Origin of the sequence: Cryobacterium sp. TMB3-10 (assembly GCF_004402305.1) — a bacterium.
In the GTDB taxonomy this organism is placed as follows: Bacteria; Actinomycetota; Actinomycetes; order Actinomycetales; family Microbacteriaceae; genus Cryobacterium; species Cryobacterium zongtaii.
This window is the reverse complement of the sequence record NZ_SOGH01000025.1, coordinates 1-18,954: the sequence shown is the minus strand read 5'-3', so window position 1 is coordinate 18,954 and position 18,954 is coordinate 1. Positions and strand designations below refer to the sequence as shown.

Sequence of the window (18,954 nt, the reverse complement as noted above, 5' to 3'; positions counted from 1 at the left end):
CTCGTAGCCGACCGCTTCCTCGTTCGACGGCGACGCCGATGAACAAGCGTCAGCTCGGCCTGGCAGCGCTCGGCCTCACGGTGCTGGTGGCCAGCGCCGGCGTCGTGGTCGCGCAGCTGCTGCCCCCGACCGACCGGATCCAGAGCGTGGCGGAGTCGACGCCGCCCACCGCGCAACCGACCTCCGAGCGGAGTGTCACCCCGACGCCGGCCGACACCGACGGTGCGACGCCCGCTCCGGTTGAGGAGGAGCCGACGGACACCGGCGCGGACGGCGAGCGCTGGAGCGAAGCCGACGCCGCGCCGCGCACGTCGACCGAAGTGCTCCCTGAGCAGCCTGAGAGCGTCATCCTGCCACCATCGAAGCCCCGGACCACGTTCGTTTCGTTGCCGCTTCCCCCCACCGCCAGCTCGACCGGAACCGTGGTCGGCGGGTTCCCCACGGACGTCATGCCCGGCATCCCGGAGTCGGTTATCGACAACACGTCCGTCGCGACCGAGGGCGACCGTATGCAGGCCGCGCTGGAGGCCAGGACGTCACTCGGAACCACCGACGTCCTGGCGTTCTACCGGCAGCATTTCGCTCCGCTGGGTCTTCTGGAGTCTCCGACCACCGCCGCCAAACGGTCGACGACGCTGAGCTTCGCGCGAGGCGACGACTCCATCACCCTCGCCGTCACCGCCGTCGCCGGCGGGTCCAGCTACGTGCTCTTCGGCGCATTCACCGCGCAGGACTGACAGGCAGGCCCGTGTACATCTCGTTGTCCGGCCTCTGCACGCCCCTCCCTTCCCTTGTCCATGCCTGGTCTCCCTCGGTGGTGCGAACATGACTCTTGATACAGCCCGAATCGTCCTCGGCGGGTCCGCCGTGGACCTGCTCGAATTCAGCGACTCCATAGAACGGATAACCGAGCACCTCGAGGCGCCTGACATCCCGCCCCTGGCGGTCACGTCGATCAACCTCGACCATGTGCATCACTTCGGGGCGGGTGCCGACTGGTCGGGAACGCTCGACGACGACGGACCGGCGCCGGAGGCGGGGCACAGCCAGCTGACCTGGCTGAACCTCATCGATGGTGCCCCGCTCGCCGCGCAGGCCGGCCGCATCACCGGCCGCGCCTGGCCGCGCCTGGCCGGCAGCGACCTGATCGGACCGATCTTGGCGCTATGCGAAAGCCGCGGCACCCGCATCGGCTTTCTGGGCGGGACGGCCGACACCCACGACCGTCTTCTCGCCGAGCTCGCCGTTCGATACCCAGCGCTGTGCGTTGCCGGTCTCTGGGCTCCCGCTAGGGACGAACTGAACGATTCGGTGCGGTCGGAGGCGATCGCCCGCGAGATCCACGATGCCGCCACCGAGCTCCTGATCGTCGGACTCGGAAAGCCTCGGCAGGAGCTGTGGATCGCAGAACACGGGCTGGCGACGGGCTCCCGCGTGCTGCTGGCCTTCGGCGCCGTCGTCGACTTTCTCGCCGGACGGGTGACCAGGGCTCCGCACTGGATTTCCGCGCACGGACTGGAGTGGGCGTGGCGGCTCGCACTGGAACCCCGGCGCCTGTGCACCCGGTACCTCGTGCAGGGCCCACCTGCCTACCTCGCGGTGCGGCGGCGGGAGTCGATCGCCGCCCCCTGGACACCCTCTCCGGCGGTGATCGGAGTCCACCCCCACGATGGTGCGCCAGAGAACCGATTCGTCGGCTTCGCCGACCCGGACGAGCACGCCGACGTGGCCGTCGTTGTCGTCGCCGACAGCACAGTCAGCGTCCTCCCGCTGCTCGAGGAACTCCGAGCGGAGTGTCAGGACCTCCGACTGCGCTGCATCGTGACCGGCGGGGACCCCGGTCGCACCTCCCGGCCCGAGCTGCTGCTCCAACGGGACGTGATCCTGGTGCCGACGGAACGAAACCGCGGCCATGCGGCTTCGATCAATGCCGCCAGAGCCCACATCGGCAGGGCGGACGCTGTGCTCGTGCTCGACGGCACCGGGGAGGTGGAGCGTGGCGCGCTGCGAACCATGGTCGACCGGATGAACCGCGCCGGCGCCGGCGCGGTGGTACCCCGCTTGCTCACCGGTGATGGCGCCACCCGTCGGCACCTGCCCAAGGAACCCACGGTGAGCCGGGCCCTCCTCAGCGCAACCGTCGAAAAGGACGATTCCGGCTCTGGAGGCCGGTTCAGCTCGGTGTACACCGACGCTGAGAGCTACGAGCATGCGCATCAAGTGCGCTGGGGGTTCGACACCGGGCTCCTGGTGCGCCGGGACGTCGACGACCTCGTCGGCGACAGGGACGAGCGGTTCACCGCCGCCCAGGAGTCGGACTACTTCCGCCGCGTGCGTGAGACGGGGGCGCCGATCTGGTACGAACCTGCCGCGCGTATCAGGTCCGAAGCCAGCCCCGGCGTCCGCACGCCCGCGCTGGCGGCGCTGCTCGCCGCGAACCAGGTCCGCTTCACCCGCCGCTATCGGTCCTTCGGTTACGCGCTCGCCTTCCAGGCTGCCTTGGCCGTGACCGCCGCCCGGCACTGGACCGACCCCGCCCAGCGCACGATCGTGCGCGCCCTGCTGACGGGATCTGTCTGGAGGACGGCGCCGGCCGCTCCCCCAAAGCCGGTCGCGGTCACCACGACAGAGCCCGGCCCGTGGGGCAGGTCCGCCACGCCGGCCGGCACCATCATCATCCCCGCCCACAACGAGCGCGCGACGATCGGACGTACCCTCGCCCTGATCGCCCCGATGGCGGCCCTGAACCAGGCGGAGATCATCGTCGTCTGCAACGGCTGCTCCGACAGCACGGCGTCCGTCGCCCGCCGGTTCCCCGGCGTCGCGGTGTACGACATCGAGACAGCATCCAAGACCGCGGCCCTCAACGTCGGCGACGCCGCCGCCCACGCCTGGCCGCGTCTCTACCTGGACGCAGACGTGGCGATCGAACCCACCACGGTGCGCGCGATCTTCGACTCTCTCGGGACCGGGCGCATCCTGGCCGCACGCCCCGAGTACACCTATGACACCACAGGCGCGTCGGCCCTGGTCAAAAGCTACTACCGCGCGCGGCGAAGGATACCGACCAATCGCGACGCCGTCTGGGGCGCCGGTGCCTATGCCGTGAACGCGTCAGGGCACGGCAGATTCGACCGCTTCCCCGACGTCACGGCCGACGACTCGTACGTCGACAGCCTCTTCCGCTCCGACGAGAAGGTCGTCGTACCGACCGGCTCTCCCGTGCGGGTCTTCACACCCCGGACCGTCGCCAGCCTCGTCGCCGTTCTCGCCCGCCAGTATCGGGGGGTCTCGGAATTGGGGACCGAGTCCACGACCGCCGGAAGCATCAGGTCCCTCGTCGCATCCGTGCGCGGCCCGGCGAGCGCGGCCGACGTGGTCTGCTACGGGCTGCTCACGGTGCTCGGCCGGCTCAGGGCCCACCGTGTCGTCAGCCGAGGCCGGGCGGGCTGGGAACGCGACCTGTCCAGCCGAGCACTCCCTCCGGACCTCGCGGCGTGACCCTGACGACTTCGGCCAATCACCCCCTCTTTGGGGTCCGACGGTCTGCCTCGACCGGGATACTGTCTGCTCCGACGGGGACCCTGGTCCCGTCGATTGCATCATGGGTCTGGCTCGTAAAACCTGCCACATCCGATCCGAACCAAGGGGGTGAACGCGTGTACTCATCACGTCGACCCTGCCCGTTCCTGCCATGACCGCGTTGACGCCCGACCGGTCGCCGTCGCCCGCCCCCGGGCGCGACACCTTCGTCAGCGCTGACCAGCCGGCCGATGTCGCGGTCATCATCGTCACCTACAACAGCGAGGCAGACGTCGGGCCGCTCCTCGCCAGTCTGAGAGAGGCCACGCCGTCGGTTCGGATGTGCGTCGTCGTCGTCGACAACGATTCGACCGATGGCACCCTCGGTGTGCTTGCCGAGCACGCCGACATCACCGTGCGCTCCAGCGGCGGCAATCGCGGCTACGCCGGCGGAATCAACGTGGCGTTGAGGCTTGTCGGCCGTGCACGCAGCATTCTGGTGCTCAACCCGGACCTGGTGGTTCGACCGGGCAGTGTGCGCGAGATGCTCAACTGCTTGGAATCAACCGGCGCCGGCGTCGTCGTTCCCCGCCTGGTGGATTCCCTCGGCGTCCTCCAGGCGTCGCTCCGCCGCGAACCGACGGTGCTGCGGTCGTTCGGCGAAGCGCTGTTCGGCTCTCGGGCCCGGCGGAGGCCGGGCTGGCTCTCCGAGACCGTCTACGACCAGGAAAGCTACCGGCGCGCGCACGTCGTGGAGTGGGCCACCGGAGCCGCCCTGCTGATCGACCGGGCGCTCGCCGAGCGCCTCGGTGATTGGGATGAGCGGTACTTTCTCTATTCAGAGGAAACCGACTACTTCCGCCGCGCCCGGAACGCCGGCGCAACGGTGTGGTACGACCCGGCAGCGACCGTCGCTCACCGCCAGGGCGGCTCAGGTGTGTCCGCCGGGCAATCCGCGTTGATGTCCGTGAACCGGGTGCGCTACGCCGAACGGCACGGCACCCCCGCCGCCGCCGCGCTCGTGCACGTTGCGGTCACGCTCCATGCGGCCCTCCGGGCCCACCGGGCGGCCGATCGCTACGCCCTGGCCGTGCTGCTGGATCGTCGCCGGTGGAGGACCCTTCCTCATGCGACGAACACCGCCGCCTCTCCGATCGGGATGGGCGAATGACCGCCGCCGGCTTGCTGCGAGTTCTCCTGCGGCGCTGGTATGTCGTCGTGGCCGTTTTCGCCGTCCTGGGCGTCACGTTCGTCACCCTCGACGAGGCCGGCGGCGCTTACGTCTCGCAAACGAAGGTGGTCTTCGTGGTTCCCGATGCCGCAGCCGTCGGCGTCTTCGACGACCGACAGCGGGACACCCTGTTGGAATTCGTCGGGGCCATCGAGCAGGAGATCAACGACGGAAAGCTGCCCGACCGTCTCTCGCCGGACGCCCCACTCTTCGGTGCGGGAGTCTCCGAGGGGTATCAGGTCGTCATACCCAACACCGGCGGGCAGTGGGAGTACAGCTTCCCCGACCCGGTGTTGTCGGTACGGGTCGCCGGTCAGGATCCCGACAGGGTCAGAGTGACCCTCAACACTCTCCTCGACCGGATCGACGTTCTCACCGCCGACCGGCAGAGCACCCTGGACCCCCGGGATGCCATCAGCACTGAGCGGGTCCCGGCCGAGGCCACGGTCAGTCACGTCGGCGGATCCCGCAGAACACAGGCCAGGGCCCTGCTCGTACTCGGGCTGGTCGGGCTCGGCGTGGCCGCGACCGCGGCAACGCTCGTCGACCGGCTCGCCGGCCGGACTCCCAGACCCCGCCGCCAGGACGGGTCGGCCGGCCAAACCCTGCCGCCCACTATTTCACCGGGCACAACCGCCCAGCAAACGGAGCGTGTGACATGACATTGAAGAACTTCCTGCGAGGCCTCGGACGGCGCTGGTACGTCGTGCTGATCGGTCTGGTACTCACCGGCGTCGCTGCCGGCGTCGTGTATTCCGAGGTGCAACCCACCTACCAACGCAACGCGACCCTGCTCCTCATGCCCGCGGCCTCGAGCGTTCCCGAAGGAGAGAACCCCTACCTGTTCCTCGGCGGCCTCGGCCAAGCCAGTGACGTGTTGGTGAACACGATGGCCTCGCAGACCGTGCGTGAGTCGTTGTTGGATGGGCATCCGGCCGCGGACGCCACCGTCCAGCGCATCGCGACCAGCAGCGGTCCGCTCCTTTCCGTCACCGCCACCGGCAGCACCAACAGTGAGGTTGCCCTGGTGCTCGACCGCGCCCTCTCCGGCGTGCAGACAAACCTCAGCTCCCTGCAGACCCGAGCCGACGTTCCGGAGGTTGAGCGCATCACCGCGATGCCTCTCACCACAGACGAAACCAGTACGGTGATCCAGAAGAGCCGGCTGGAAGCCGTCGCCGCAACAGCTGCCGCCGGCTTCGCTCTCACCCTGCTCCTGGCCGGGTTGGTGGACGGGCTGCTGCTGTCCAGGGACAGGAGACGCCGGTTGGATCCGCCCGTTGCCGATTCCGCCGGCACGCCGGATGACGTTGAGCTCGAAGACGGCCGGGCAACCGAGGACTTCGACGACGACCTCGGCGCACCCCAGGGTCCGAGGCACCCGGACCTGTCCCGTTCCGGCGACCGCCGGGTGCTCGCCGGCGTCCCGGACGGCTTTGACGACAGCACGATCCCCGTCAAGCACGGCGCAGACGCACGCGCTCCCGAGCACGCCGAATGAGCAGGCCGGCGCCCGCGGCGACCCGCGCCGCCGCGACGGAGCGAGGTCCCCATCGGGGGATCGACGGACTGACTGTTCTCACCGTGTACGTGGTTCTGCTGTTCGCGGTTCCGTCCGGACTCACGATCACGGCCCTGGGGTCGGCGGGACGGCCCGCGACGCTCTGGGCCCTCGGCGCGGGACTCTGGTGGTGCTGGCATCAGCTGCAGCGTCAGTCCCCTCTGCCACCGGGCCCGCGACGCGTATCCGCGGCGTTGTTCGCCCTCCTCGCGGTGGCGGGCTTCAGCTACGCCTGTGCCATGCTTCGCGGGCTGCCCACCGACGAGGTCAGCCCGGCCGACAACGGGCTCCTGCGACTGCTGGCGTGGGCCGGGATCCTGCTCGTCGGCATCGACGGTCTCCCCAGCGTCGGCGAACTACGGGTCCTGCTGCGCAGGCTCGCGTGGGCGGGCGGCGCGATGGCGACCCTGGGCATCCTTCAGTTCCTGACGGGCAACCTTCTCCTGGAGTTCTGGCACTTCGTGCCGTTCACGATGTGGGAGGGCCCCACCTCGGACGCACTCGACCAGCGAGCCGGCTTCATCCGCGCGTCGGGAACGGCGATCCATCCGCTTGAGTACGGAGTCGTCCTGGCCATGGCTTTTCCGATCGCCCTCGCCCTGGCCGTCGAGAATCGCTCGGCGCATCGGCTGATCCCCTGGCTGCCTGTCGCCATGATCACTGTCGCGTCACTGCTCTCGGTCTCCCGGTCAACCCTGATCGGCCTCGCCGTGGGACTGATCATCATGCTGCCGACCCTCTCCCGCAGCGTCCGGATGCTCATTGTCACGGTGGGCGGCGCCCTGACCGTCGCGATCGGGGTGCTCGTCCCCGGGATGATCGGAACGATCCGCGGTCTGTTCACCGGACTGGGGTCGGACCCGAGCACCGCATCGCGAACGACCAGCTACGACATCGCCATCGACTACATGAGCCGGTTCCCGGTCGTCGGCAAGGGATTCGGCACCTTCATCGCGAAATATCACATCTTCGACAACCAGTACCTGCTCCTGGCGATCGAGTTGGGAATCCTGGGCGTCATCGCCTTCCTCATCCTGGTCGTCGCCGGCATCGTCAGTGCGGCGCAGGCCCGCCGCACGGCCACCGACAGCCTGGACCGGCAGCTGGCCCAGGCCCTCGTCGCGGCGCTCGTCGCGGGCAGTCTGCTGATGGCCTTCTTCGACGGTTTCGCGTTCTCGATGTCTGCGGGGATGCTCTTCCTCGTCCTCGGCCTGGCTGGGGGTGCGCGGCACCTGCTCGCTGCAGGGCCTCCCGTGCCCGGTCAGCCGGTGGCGACCCGATAGGACAGCTGGACTCCTCCGGGCAGTCGGCGGTTCAGCCCGCGGACACCCGCTACTCGCTGCCCGCCCCTGCCGTGAGGGGCACCCGGTAGATGTGGTAGCTGAATTCCTCGGCGAAGGCGTCGGTGAATCGTCCCTTGCCGTCGACCGCCAGGCTGCGATCTTCTCCCAGCACCTCGACGTTCTTGCCTTCGACCCCGGGCGGCAGGGTGAGAGTGCGCTCCCCCGGGCCGGCAGAGCCGTCGACCATCGCGAAGATGTAGGCCGACCCTGCATAGGTTTTGAGCATGGTGTCGAGCTTCGGACCGAAGGTGTACTCGTAGGACTGGGTGTTGAGCACCGGGGCGAGTGAGTGAATTTGAGCGTTCACCGACTTCACTGCGGCGACCTGAGCATTGCCACAAAAGCCCGGGCTGACCTGAGATTGGCGGAAAACGTTGCTGCTTTGGCACGTTCCACTGAGGCTCTGATTGAAATAGGCAATCCCTCGGGCTTCGTTGATGATCGAGTTCATCACCGCCCCCGTGAGCTGCCCCGGGGTGAGGTAGGACTTCGGCGCAGCATCCGGCGGACCGCCGTTCAGGTTCTCCACCCATTGCCAGAGTGGTTGCAGTTTTCCGTCTGCGGCGTCCTGGGCGCGGAGGGAGTTCATAGTGGCGCCGTAGCTCGACGCGGTGCGACAGGTCGCCTGCGCGACCGGGGTCAGATACACATCCCGATACGGGGTCTGGTCGCAGAAGGGGATGCTGTACCAGTACATGTCCACCGACACCACATCGGTGTATCCGTTCACGTATTGGCGCGCTGCCTCCTGCGGGAGGTCACTTGCGATCACCATCTGGGTGAAGTTCGCGTAGCGGAAGCGCCCGTCGTCGGGGAGGGCGTCGACCAACCCCTGGAGGTGCTTGTGGCCGTCTGCTGGGGTGAATCGGCCGTCGACCTCATCGTCAAGGAATTGGCCCACCCAATTGCCGCTGTCGGCGGTGAAGCCGTCGTTGAGCTTTCCGCCGATCCAGAACACACCGTTGTCGGCAAAGAGCCGGTACGGCGTGCCATCCCACATGCCGCTGTACGTGTTGATGCCGAGTGACTTGTCGTAGGCGACCTCGTCATCGGTGCTGAAGTTGCCGAACCAGGAGACGATAGGGAAAAACGTCGGGTCGTCCCAACCGGCCGCGTCGGCCTTGCTGAACTGTTTCCAGTAGGCCGGCCCTCCTTCCCAGGGAATCCGCGGAAGGGCCAGCGTGGTCCCGGTGTCGCTCGGGGGCACCGAGATCGGGTCGGGCGCAGCCGGGGTCGGGGTGGAGGACGATTCGGCCGGGGCCGAGGGACTAGCGGCCCGCGGGTGGTCTTCCGGCACCGTTTCACCCGGGGCGGCGGAGCGGAACCTGACGTCGACGTAATAGTTGGTGTCCTCGAACGACGCGGTCGGGAAGCCTCCGGACCCGTAGCGGAAGACGCCGCCGCCGGCCGGAACCGACAGCGCGCCGTTGGTATGCGGGTCGGCTAGCGCGCCGGCATCCGAGGCGTAGTGACCCCGTGGCGCGAAGTAGGAGGCGACATAGCTGTGGCCGCGGTGAACCGGCACCGGTTCGGCGAAGGTGGCTTCCTGCCATCCGCTGGAGGATTCTCGGGTGAATTCCACCCGAGTCAGCGGGTTCCCGTCACCGTCCCACAGAGTGCCCAGGTGTGGTCCGGAGTTGCCTGTGCCCTTGTAAAACCGGAGACCGGTCACCCAGCCATCCCGGGTGCTGGTGAAGCGGACGCCCACTTCCACCGACGCATCGTCCGATGCTGCGGCCACAGTGGGGGTCGGTGAACCGAAGATGTTGGCCTCTGCCCGTGCCTGTCCTGCGACGCCGGCCACCAGCGACAGTGCGGCCACAACGACCACGACGCCCGCTGCGACGATCACCGCCCACCGCCGGCGGCTCGCCGTGATGACGGTGGTCTGTTCCGATGGCATGTGCTGCTCCCTCGCGATGGCCGAACTGCCGGGTGCTCAGGTGAGCGCGCCGGATGCTGCGGGTCGTGATCGTGGCGTCGCGGGGACACCTGAGCTGCCCGCGGGGAGGACGAGGTCCAGGAGCCGCCCCGCCCGGACGTCCCAGCTGTGGGATGCCGCAAATTCGATCCGGCGTCGGCGGTCGGTCTCAGCCTCCGCGCCGCGTGCCGGATCGGAAACGATTCGCTGCACGTGCTCAGCGAAGTGCCGCGGATCAGTCCCGACGCTGATCAGGTCGGTGTTCAACCACTGGACTGCCGGCAGATCGGTCGACACCACCGGCAGCCCGTTGGCCAGGTATTCCAGGGTTTTCAAGGGAAAGCTGGCTCGGTTGAATGACGTGATGCGATACGGAGTCAGGCCGACCACCGCCCCCACGAGGTGACCGGGTAGTTCCGCAAACGGAACCTCCCCCAGCCAGGTCACCGTCTCTGCGGCGAGAAACGCGTCGAGGCGGACCGTGATCTGAGGATCACGCTCAGTACGCGGTCCGACGACCAGGATCGGCACCCCGGTCGCCAGCACCGCTTCGAGCACGTCGAAGTCCAATCGCTCATTGAGTTGTCCGACCAGGGCGGCAGCGGCTTCCGGGTCCCCGCGGTCGGGTTGACGCCGGCCGGCAGACACAACAGGTTCGCAGCCGTTGGGCAGGACCTCGACCGTGCGGTCGACGGCGAGACCGCTGACTGTTGCGGCGAGCTCCGGGGTGACCGCGGCGACGACGTCGGCCCGGGACACATTCCTTCGGAGGATCCGGGAAATACCAGACTGGGGCAGATCCAGCAGGGCAGCGCCGGCCACCCAGTCGTCGGTGAGGTAGAGCAGCCGACTACCCCGTACCCGTCTCGGGAACCGTGCCCGGGGAGTCGCCACCACGACAGCGGTCACGTCGGCGTTGAGCTTCTTGACCGCCCAGCGGACTGCCCAGGCGCCCAGGGCACCCGCGATGGAGAGCATTGCCCGCTTCGACGCGAACGGCACGGTGACGCTGCGCAGCCGAACGATGTTCGGGCCCTCGGAGACAAGCTGAGGCAACGGCCAGCGGTAGTTGCGGCGCAATGTCCTGTGCACCGCCACCGGAGGGTCAACCCAGAGGACCGGGATGCGTCGGGCCAGCGCCGCCGTGAGACGCCGGTCGGTTCCCGGAACGGCATCCCATTCGGCGCCGGCGATGTAGACGAGGTACGGCAGTGTCACGAGCCCGCTCCCGTCGTCACCGGCAGGCTTCCGGGCCGGACACTCGCCGGACGGGCGTTGAAGTCGTCGGTCTGCTCGGTTCCGATCAACCGGCGCACACGTTTCCCCGCGTAGTACCGGGCGTACCGGGTCAGGGCCGCAGCATCGTGCCGGACCTGCTGCCCGCGCGTGACCCGCAGCTGGAGTGCTGCGCGATAGATGGCCAGCTGGGTCACGGCTGCGGCCTCCACCGAGAACCGCCCGTGCACGGTTGCCAGGCCGAACGCGCCGACTTCCGCTCGAAGACCGGCGTCCTCGAGCAGTCGCCGGAGGATGCCCTCCAACCGGGCCGGACCCGTTTCGGCCGATTCTCCCACCCCGTACCACCCGGCCCAGAGGAATTCCGGCAGGGTATCCGGGGTGAGAAGCTCCCAGTATCCGCCCTCCCCCTGCACCACCAGCGGTTTCGCGAAGGCGAGCGCTTTCAACGCAGACCCGCCCATGCCGAGCATCACATCGGCTGACTCGTAGACGGGCCGGGGATCGGTCACCTCGCCCAGCAGGACCACGGTGCCGGCACCCGAGTCCGCGTTGACGTGCGCGGCACGGGCGACCACCTCCTCGCGGGCGGGCCCGTCCCCGGCGATGACGAGCCGAATGGCCGCGTGCCGGGCCAGGGCTCCGACGGTGTCGATCGCCGTGAGGATTCCCTCCAGCTTCAGCTGATGGGCGAACCTGGTCACCATGCCAACCGTGAACCGACCGTCGTCGCCGGCTCCGAAGACCCCGGCGGGCACCGCACCCGGATGATTCTCCGTCAGGTCGACCGGCGGCTCCAGCAGGCTGACCGAGGAGCGACCGAAGGCACGCTCGGCGGCGGCGATCGCCTCGGTCCCGACCGCGAGTGGCATGCTCTTCGGAAGGAACGGTGCGACAGCCATCGACATCACGGTGGACACCGCGACGGCGGATGGCTGCAGCCGGCTGGCGAGGACGCACTCCAGCGCCGGTGGCCACTCGTAACCGTGCAGCACATCGATCTTCCGTTCCACCACGAGGTCGGCGAGCGCACGGGCCACCCGGGGTGACGGGCGCCGGCCCGGTCGTGGAGCCGCGATGAATTCGAGACCCAGATCGGCGATTCGCTGCACAAGCGCACCCGGGGTGCCGAAGACAATAACCCGGTGACCACGGCGCTGCAGCGCGGCCGCAATCTCAATCGCGTTGAGCTGGCTCCCGCCGATCCCGAGGTCGTGCGGGTAGACGAGCACCCCGAGCGTCATGCGCGCCCCCCGGTCATGCGCCGGGCCAGCCAGCTGGACGGCCAGGCGAGGCCGGCCAGAACCCGGCCGAAGGTTCGGGAACGGCGAAGCGACGGCGGCACAAGCGGGAGAAGCAGCGGTGCGGTCAGCACCAGGTAGAGGATGCCGCCGGCCAACCCTCCGAGCAAAAACTTCGCCGGAGCCGCTGACACCAGCATCGCCACGGCCCACGCTGTCCCTCCGGCCGCGGTGCCGGCACACACCGGCCAGGCAATCGCCCGAACCATCACACCGAACGGTCGAGGGATCGTTCGTCGCAGCATCAGGAGATACAACGGGAGGATGACTCCCGCGCTCACCAGAATGTGGGCCAGTCCCACGCCCACCAGACCGCCGTATCGGACACCGACCGCCATGGCGGGCAGGAGCACCGCGAGAGCGGCGACCTGCACGAGGAGCAGACCGCCGGTGCGGCCGGTGGAGATGATGATGTTCGCCAGGAGGAGGCCCAACACGAAGATGACCCCGTAAACGGCGAGGACGACGAGGGCCGGTGCGGCTCCCGTCCACTGGGTTCCATAGATGGTGGTGAGCAACGGCTCGGCGAGGGCGAGGGTGAGTCCGCCGATCGCGCAGGCCACCAGGGCGACAGTTCGGCAGGCCTGAAGCAGGGCGCCGCGAAGGTCCCCGCCTTCATGACGCACTCGGGAGAACGCGGGTTGAACGATGCCGTTCAGAACGGATCCGATCACGGCGGTGGACCAGGCGGCGATGGTGAACGCCAGAGAGTAGAGCCCGGTGGCTTCAACGCCCAGGGTGCGGCCGACGAAGACGTAATCCACATTGAGCAACGCCTGGCTGAGCAGGTTGGCCAGTGCGAGCGGCAGTCCGAAGCGAATCAGCATTCCGATCTGATCCCGCCGAAATCCCGGCCAGTAGCGTTTTTTCACCTTCATGGTGAGGATCACCCCGGTGACCAGCTGCGCCGCGACCCGCGACCAGGCGAACGCCAACGCCCCATCACCGGCGAGTGCCACCAATAAGAGGACCGCGCTGCTCGGAACGAACGCGATCGCTGCCGCTCGAAAGATCACATCCTGCCGGAAGTCGCGTTGGATCAGCGCCCCCGGCACCACGAACGGCCCGATGAGTGCCACCGAGAGCGCCATCACCCGAAGCGGCCCTGCCGCATCCGGGGAGCCGAGGGCAGCAGCGAGAGGGTCGGCGAAAACGGCCATCGCGGTGCCCAGCACGAGGCTCGTGATGATCGAGACCGTGGCGATCGTCGGCGCGATGCGGTCGGGGTCGAGGTCGTTACGGAGCAGCGCCGAAGAGATGCCGAGTTCGGCGAGGCTGACGACGACCCCCTGCACGACCATGGCCAGGGCGAACACCCCGAACGCCTCCGGGGCCACGATCCGGGCGACGACCGCCATGATCGCGATGTTGGCGAAGCGCAGGAACAGGGTGCTGCCGGCCGACCAGAGCGCCCCCCTACGCACCTGATCGCCGAGGACCGAGCCGGGTGAGGCGTCGGTCACAGGCATGATTGCAGGGTGTCGACCACCCGATCCTGCTGCTCGTCGGTGAGGCCGGGGTAGATCGGCAGCGAGAGGATCTCCCCGCTCAGGCGTTCGGCGACGGGGAACGTGCCCTGCCCCCTGGCCACGTCAGCGAAGGCGGGGAGCTGATGCACCGGGACCGGGTAATGGATGCCCACGCCGATACCCGCGTCGCTCATGTCCTGATACGTCCGGTTCCGTTCCGGCACCCGCACCACGAATTGGTGGAACACGTGCTCGTTCCCTGGCGCGGTTCGGGGGGTGACCACTCCGGGAGCCCCGTCGAGCAGGGCGGTGTACCGGGCGGCAAGGCGTCGGCGTTCGGCGTTCCACCCGTCGAGCAGGGCGAGCTTGGCGGAAAGCACCACGGCCTGCAGGGTGTCGAGCCGGGAGTTGGTCCCCACGCTGAGGTGCTCGTACTTGTGCACTCCGCCGTGGTTACTGAGCGCACGCACCTCGGCGGCGATCGCGTCGGAGGATGTGATCACGGCACCTGCGTCACCGTAGGCGCCGAGGTTCTTGCCGGGGTAGAAGCTGGTGCCGGCCACGTCCCCCAGGGACCCGGCGCGCCGACCATGGGACCGCGCCCCCTGGGCCTGCGCCGCGTCTTCGACCAGGACGACGTCGGGGCCGACCAGCAGACGGAGTTCGTCGACCGGCGCGGCTTGACCGTAAAGGTGCACGGCGATGACCGCTCGGGTCTGGGCGGTCATCCGCTCGCCCACACTCACGGGGTCGAGGAGGAAATTCTCGTCGCAGTCGGCGAAGACCACCCGCGCACCGGCGCGCAGAACGGCTTCGGCGCTCGCCACGAAGGTGTTGGCGGGAACGATGACCTCGTCGCCTGCGCCGATGCCGCTGGCGCGCAGTGCGAGCTCGAGCGCGTCGGTGCCGTTACCGACACCGATCACGTGCCGGCTGGTGCAGTAGGCCGCGTATTCCCCTTCGAACCGGGCGACGTCGGGGCCCTGGATGAAGGAACTCGCCGCGATGACCCGGTCGAAGCCCTGCCGAACCACGTCGGCGATCTGCTGATGCTGCCCGGCCAGGTCGAGCATCGGGACTCGTTCGGTGGTCTTCACACTGCGCTCCTCTGATAGACGGACCGGGCGGGGACACCGGCCCAGGTTTCTCCGGCCGGCACGTCGGCGATGACAGCGGCGCCCATCCCGACGATCGCTCCGGCTCCGACGACGACGCCCTGCCGAACGGTGGCGTTCATGCCGAGGTAGGCACCCTCGTGCACTGTGACTCCCCCGGCGAGGGAGACTCCGGCAGTGAGAGTGGCAAAGTCACCGACGACCACGTCGTGCGTGAGGGTTGCCTGCGGCATGACCACGACATGACGGCCGACTCTGACGTCGGCAGTGAGCACGGTGTGCGCAAGCAGCACACTGCCCCGGCCGACAGTGCAGGAGGCGGGGACACGTGCCGAGGCGTCGATGACCGTGACATACCGCTCCGGTTGCACCTCCAGGGCGGCCAGCCGGTCAGCCACCCGGCGTCGCCCGGCGCCGGAGCCGACGCAGATCAGCAGCCCGGTCCGGTGCCTCGCAGCGCGTTCCAATCCGCCGATCACGTCGATTCCAGCCACGCGGCTGCCGTGCAGCTCCTCATCGTCGTCGAGAATTGCCACCCAGCGGAATTCACGCTGTTCCGCCGAGACGACCTCTCTCGCCAGGCCGCTGGCGGCGAGCAGGATGACGTCTCTCATGCGGCGCCCCGGCGACGGGTGGACGAGACCTGCACCACGGCATCGATCACACGGTCCTGTTCAGCATCCGCCAGCTCGTGATAGAGCGGCAGGATCAGCGTGTTGTCGTTCAGGCGCTCGGTGACCGGAAGCGGAACGTTGTGCTCGACCCAATCCCGGTAGGCCGGTTGGCGGTGTGCCGCCATGATGCCGCGGCGGGCCGAGATGTCCGCATGCGCCAGCGCCTCGACGAGGCCCTCTCGATCCGTGGGAAAATCCGGGAGCACTTCGACCCAGTAGGACTGGAAGTTCGAGGTTCCCCACTCCGGGTCGCTGACCACGCGCAGACCCGGCACTGCGGCCAGGGCGATGCTGTACCGCTCCGCCAGCTCCCGTCGCTTGCGCACGACTTCCGGCAAGCGTCCGAGTTGCACGATCCCGATCGCGGCCTGAAGGTCGGTCATCCGGTAGTTGAATCCGATCTCCCGGTATTCCTCGGCCGGTGAAAGCACACTTGCCTGGCGGCTGGCGGCCGAGAGGCTCATCGAGTGCTCCCGAAGCTGCCGGGCGCGGGTCGCCCACGCCGTTGTCGACGTGGTCAGCATCCCGCCCTCGCCGGTGGTGAGGAGCTTGCGCGGGTGGAAGGACCACGCGGCGATGTCAGCCCCGGCACCGACCGGGCGCCCCCGGTAGGTGGACCCGGCGCCGCAGGCCGCATCTTCGATGACGAAGATCCCGCGCAGTTCGCACACTGCACGGATCGCGGCGAGGTCAACCGGGATCCCGCCCTGGTCCACCACGATCACCGCTCGTGTGCGATCGGTGATGACCGCGGACACGGTCTCCGCGGTGAGGTTGCCCGTCGCCAGGTCCACGTCGGCGAAGACCGGGAGGGCGCCGACGTACGTAGGCGCGTTGGCGGTCGCGATGAACGAGAAGGAGGGGACGATCACCTCGTCCCCGGCCTGTACGCCCGCAACGACGAGTGCCAGGTGCAGGGCCGTGGTGCAGTTCGACGTCGCCACGGCGTGCTCGGCGCCCATGGCCGTCGCGAATTCCTCCTCGAACCGGGCCACCCGGGGTCCCTGCGCGACCCAGCCGGATTCGATCACTTCGGTGACCGCCTGGATCTCGTCGGCGCCGATCCACGGCTTCATGACATTGATGCGGCTCATGAGGTCACCAGCGTTCGGCCGGCGGCGATTTCCTCGCGGAGGGGTGCCCACCAGGCGACGAGTTCCCGGAACCCCTGATCGAGCCCGACCCGGGCTTCGAACCCGAGATCCCGCCGGGCTGCGGAGACATCAGCAAGTCGGCGCGCCACTCCGTTAACTGCCCGGTCGGGGCCGTGCTCAACCGGCAACGTCGAATCCATCGCTCGCAGGAGGTGCTCAGCCAGTTCGAGCAGGCTCGTCTCCACCCCGCTGGCGATGTTGTACACGCCGTCACGGCTGTCACTGGTCGCAGCGAGCAGGTTCGCCCTGGCGATGTCGGCGGTGAACACGAAGTCCATGGTTTGGCGGCCGTCCCCGAAGATCAGCGGTGCTTTCCCGTCGATGATGCGCTCCATCCACCGCACCAGGACTTCGGTATAGAGGCCGTGCACGTCCATCCTCGGACCGTAGACGTTGAAGTACCGCAGCGCCACGAAGTCGAGGCCGCGCATGGCTCTGAAGCTGCGCAGCATGCCCTCATTGAACGACTTCGCCGCACCGTAGAAGGTGTCGTTGTTGTGGTGGTGGTGGCGCTCCGAGGTGGGGAAGTGCTCCGCGAGTCCGTACACCGAAGCGCTGGACGCGGTGATGAGCTTCTCGATGCCCCGGTCGGCCGCCGCCTCGAAGACGTTGAAGGTGCCGTCGACGAGCACCTCGAGGGCCAGGCGCGGATCTTCGGCGCACTGAGTGATCCTGAGTGCTGCCTCGTGGAAGACCAGGTCCTTGCCCGCGACGATGTCATGGACCAGGTCACGGTCACGTAGGTCGCCCTCCACCAGAGTCACCCGGCCAGACGCCAGGGCCCCGGCGAGGTTGTCGCGCCGGCCCCTGACCAGGTTGTCGAGCACGTCAATGTGCGCCGCACCGGCATCAAGGAGCTGGTCGACGATAGCCGATCCGATGGTGCCGGCGCCGCCGGTGACAAGGACAGTCGCTCCGACCAGGGCGCTCATGACGCCTCACCGATCAGGCTCAGGTCATCGGCACTGGCACGGATGTCGGCAACGGGTGCGAGTTCGGCCGCCGCCAGGCTCCTGGTCGCCGCCTCCAGCACCGCCAGTACCCGCAGTCCCGACTCCCCGTCGGTCCTGGCGGGACGTTTCTCCCGGATGCTGCGGGCGAACTCCGTCGCCATCGCACCGAGGGCCTCGTGTTCGGGGAGGGCGGGCGACCACGTGTCACCCAACCGATAGGAGATCGTCGACTCCCGACGCGCCTCCCCGCCGACGGCCTGCAGCGACAGGTCGACGCCGCGGTCGTAGACGCTGACCCGTTGTTGCGGGTTCAAGTCGTCCCAGACCAGGGTTCGTTTGGTGCCGCCGATGATCATCTGGCGAATCTTGGTGGGGCTGAGCCAGTTCACGTGCACGTGGGCCATCGCCCCGTTCGCCAACGGCAGCGCGAGGTATCCCACGCACGCCTTACCCGCCCCCAGCGGATCAGCGCCGTGGGCCGACACCGACAGCGGCCGCAGCCCGCCGGGAAGCACGAAGTCGATGATAGACAGGTCGTGAGGGGCGAGGTCCCAGAAAACGTCGACGTCGGGCTGGATCAGGCCGAGGTTCACGCGCACCGAATCGATGAACAGGATGTCGCCGAGCGCTCCCTCCGCGACAAGCTCCCGGATCTTCAGGACGGCGGGCGTGTAGCAGTAGGTGTGGTCGGCCATGAGGACCAGTCCCCTGTCGGCGGCCACTCGAACCATGTCCCGGCCCTTGACCCCGGTGTCGGCGAGAGGTTTCTCCACCATCACGTGCTTGCCTGCGCTCAGGGCGGCCCTGGCGATGCCGTGGTGGGTGGAGGCCGGCGTGGCAATAGCCACGGCGTCGATGTCATCGGATTCCAGCAGGTCCTTGAGCGATGTCACCACGCGGGCGCCGCCGACACCGTCGGCGACCCGTTGGGCGCGGTCCCTGTCGAGGTCACAGATCGCGACCAGGTCCCATTCCGGGTTAGCTCGGAAGTTGCGGGCGAGGTTCGGCCCCCAGTATCCGGCGCCGACGACGGCGATTCGAAGTTTCGTGTTCACTGATACCCCCAGGGTGTTGTGGGCGTTCAGGACCGCTCGGGTGACGGGCCTGTCATGCGAGGCTTCACCGCGGGTTCGGTGAAACCGAATTCTCTAGCCGGATCGTGTGAAANCACCGCGGGTTCGGTGAAACCGAATTCTCTAGCCGGATCGTGTGAAAACCACGTCGACGAAGTAGTTCTCCGCCTGCCAGCTGTTGGTCGGGAAGCCGCCGGCGGGTCCGTAGAGGTACCGGCCGTTGGACGTCGTGCCGGCGGTCAGCGGACCGACGGTGCGCGGGGTGGCGAAGTAGTTCGGCGTCGCGGAGTACCGGCCGTTGGGTGCGAAGTAGGACACCACGTAGGTCTGGCCGGCGGTCAAGACCACGGGTGTCGCCAGCTGCGCGGTCTGCCAGCCTGACGCCGTCTCGTTGGTGAAGG

16 protein-coding genes are annotated in these 18,954 nt (G+C 68.4%); 6 read left to right on the top strand and 10 right to left on the bottom strand.

What is annotated here, in order from left to right; genetic code table 11:
• The first annotated feature begins 38 nt into the window (after positions 1 to 38).
• The 6 genes from E3T22_RS13505 to E3T22_RS13480 all read left to right on the top strand — a co-directional run bounded on the left by E3T22_RS13505 (position 39) and on the right by E3T22_RS13480 (position 7,597).
• Entirely contained in the window at positions 39 to 737 is a 699-nt protein-coding gene (locus E3T22_RS13505) for a hypothetical protein (protein ID WP_134407795.1), read from the top strand.
• Between the two features lie 88 nt (positions 738 to 825).
• The gene (locus E3T22_RS13500) at positions 826 to 3,501 is read left to right on the top strand and encodes a WecB/TagA/CpsF family glycosyltransferase (RefSeq protein ID WP_088457333.1); all 2,676 of its coding nucleotides are present in this window, start codon (positions 826 to 828) and stop codon (positions 3,499 to 3,501) included.
• A 193-nt stretch (positions 3,502 to 3,694) separates the two neighbouring features.
• A complete protein-coding gene (locus E3T22_RS13495; RefSeq protein WP_088457334.1) occupies positions 3,695 to 4,693 on the top strand; it encodes a glycosyltransferase family 2 protein in 999 nt (332 codons plus the stop codon).
• Entirely contained in the window at positions 4,690 to 5,415 is a 726-nt protein-coding gene (locus tag E3T22_RS13490; RefSeq protein WP_134407793.1) for a hypothetical protein, read from the top strand. Before E3T22_RS13495 ends, E3T22_RS13490 begins: the two co-directional genes overlap by 4 nt.
• Positions 5,412 to 6,254, top strand: a complete 843-nt coding sequence (locus tag E3T22_RS13485) for a hypothetical protein (protein WP_088457336.1) — start codon at positions 5,412 to 5,414, stop codon at positions 6,252 to 6,254. The genes E3T22_RS13490 and E3T22_RS13485 overlap by 4 nt, the downstream gene beginning before the upstream one ends.
• Positions 6,251 to 7,597, top strand: a complete 1,347-nt coding sequence (locus E3T22_RS13480) for an O-antigen ligase (protein ID WP_088457337.1) — start codon at positions 6,251 to 6,253, stop codon at positions 7,595 to 7,597. Before E3T22_RS13485 ends, E3T22_RS13480 begins: the two co-directional genes overlap by 4 nt.
• 49 nt (positions 7,598 to 7,646) lie before the next feature.
• Here E3T22_RS13480 and E3T22_RS13475 read toward each other — a convergent pair whose 3' ends face one another.
• The 10 genes from E3T22_RS13475 to E3T22_RS13430 form a co-directional block, all read right to left on the bottom strand.
• A complete protein-coding gene (locus E3T22_RS13475; RefSeq protein ID WP_134480953.1) occupies positions 7,647 to 9,560 on the bottom strand; it encodes a DUF4082 domain-containing protein in 1,914 nt (637 codons plus the stop codon).
• A 36-nt stretch (positions 9,561 to 9,596) separates the two neighbouring features.
• Complete coding sequence (locus E3T22_RS13470) at positions 9,597 to 10,796, bottom strand: glycosyltransferase (RefSeq protein ID WP_088457339.1); 1,200 nt, start codon at positions 10,794 to 10,796, stop codon at positions 9,597 to 9,599.
• Positions 10,793 to 12,058, bottom strand: a complete 1,266-nt coding sequence (locus E3T22_RS13465; protein WP_134480954.1) for a glycosyltransferase — start codon at positions 12,056 to 12,058, stop codon at positions 10,793 to 10,795. The genes E3T22_RS13470 and E3T22_RS13465 overlap by 4 nt, the downstream gene beginning before the upstream one ends.
• On the bottom strand, positions 12,055 to 13,584 hold the full coding sequence (locus E3T22_RS13460) for a lipopolysaccharide biosynthesis protein (RefSeq protein WP_134407790.1): 1,530 nt from the start codon (positions 13,582 to 13,584) through the stop codon (positions 12,055 to 12,057). The genes E3T22_RS13465 and E3T22_RS13460 overlap by 4 nt, the downstream gene beginning before the upstream one ends.
• On the bottom strand, positions 13,575 to 14,657 hold the full coding sequence (locus tag E3T22_RS13455) for a DegT/DnrJ/EryC1/StrS aminotransferase family protein (protein ID WP_088458129.1): 1,083 nt from the start codon (positions 14,655 to 14,657) through the stop codon (positions 13,575 to 13,577). The genes E3T22_RS13460 and E3T22_RS13455 overlap by 10 nt, the downstream gene beginning before the upstream one ends.
• Positions 14,658 to 14,677: 20 nt before the next feature.
• The gene (locus E3T22_RS13450) at positions 14,678 to 15,313 is read right to left on the bottom strand and encodes an acetyltransferase (RefSeq protein ID WP_134480955.1); all 636 of its coding nucleotides are present in this window, start codon (positions 15,311 to 15,313) and stop codon (positions 14,678 to 14,680) included.
• Positions 15,310 to 16,467 (bottom strand): DegT/DnrJ/EryC1/StrS aminotransferase family protein, encoded by a 1,158-nt coding sequence (locus tag E3T22_RS13445; protein ID WP_134480956.1) that lies wholly within the window; start codon positions 16,465 to 16,467, stop codon positions 15,310 to 15,312. Before E3T22_RS13445 ends, E3T22_RS13450 begins: the two co-directional genes overlap by 4 nt.
• A complete protein-coding gene (locus E3T22_RS13440; protein WP_134480957.1) occupies positions 16,464 to 17,459 on the bottom strand; it encodes an NAD-dependent epimerase/dehydratase family protein in 996 nt (331 codons plus the stop codon). Before E3T22_RS13440 ends, E3T22_RS13445 begins: the two co-directional genes overlap by 4 nt.
• Positions 17,456 to 18,535 carry a Gfo/Idh/MocA family protein gene (locus tag E3T22_RS13435; RefSeq protein WP_088457345.1) on the bottom strand — a complete coding sequence of 360 codons (1,080 nt, stop codon included), beginning with the start codon at positions 18,533 to 18,535 and terminating at the stop codon, positions 17,456 to 17,458. The genes E3T22_RS13440 and E3T22_RS13435 overlap by 4 nt, the downstream gene beginning before the upstream one ends.
• Before the next feature lie 141 nt (positions 18,536 to 18,676).
• Positions 18,677 to 18,954: DUF4082 domain-containing protein (locus tag E3T22_RS13430; protein WP_134493535.1), on the bottom strand; the 278-nt coding region annotated here is incomplete at its 5' end.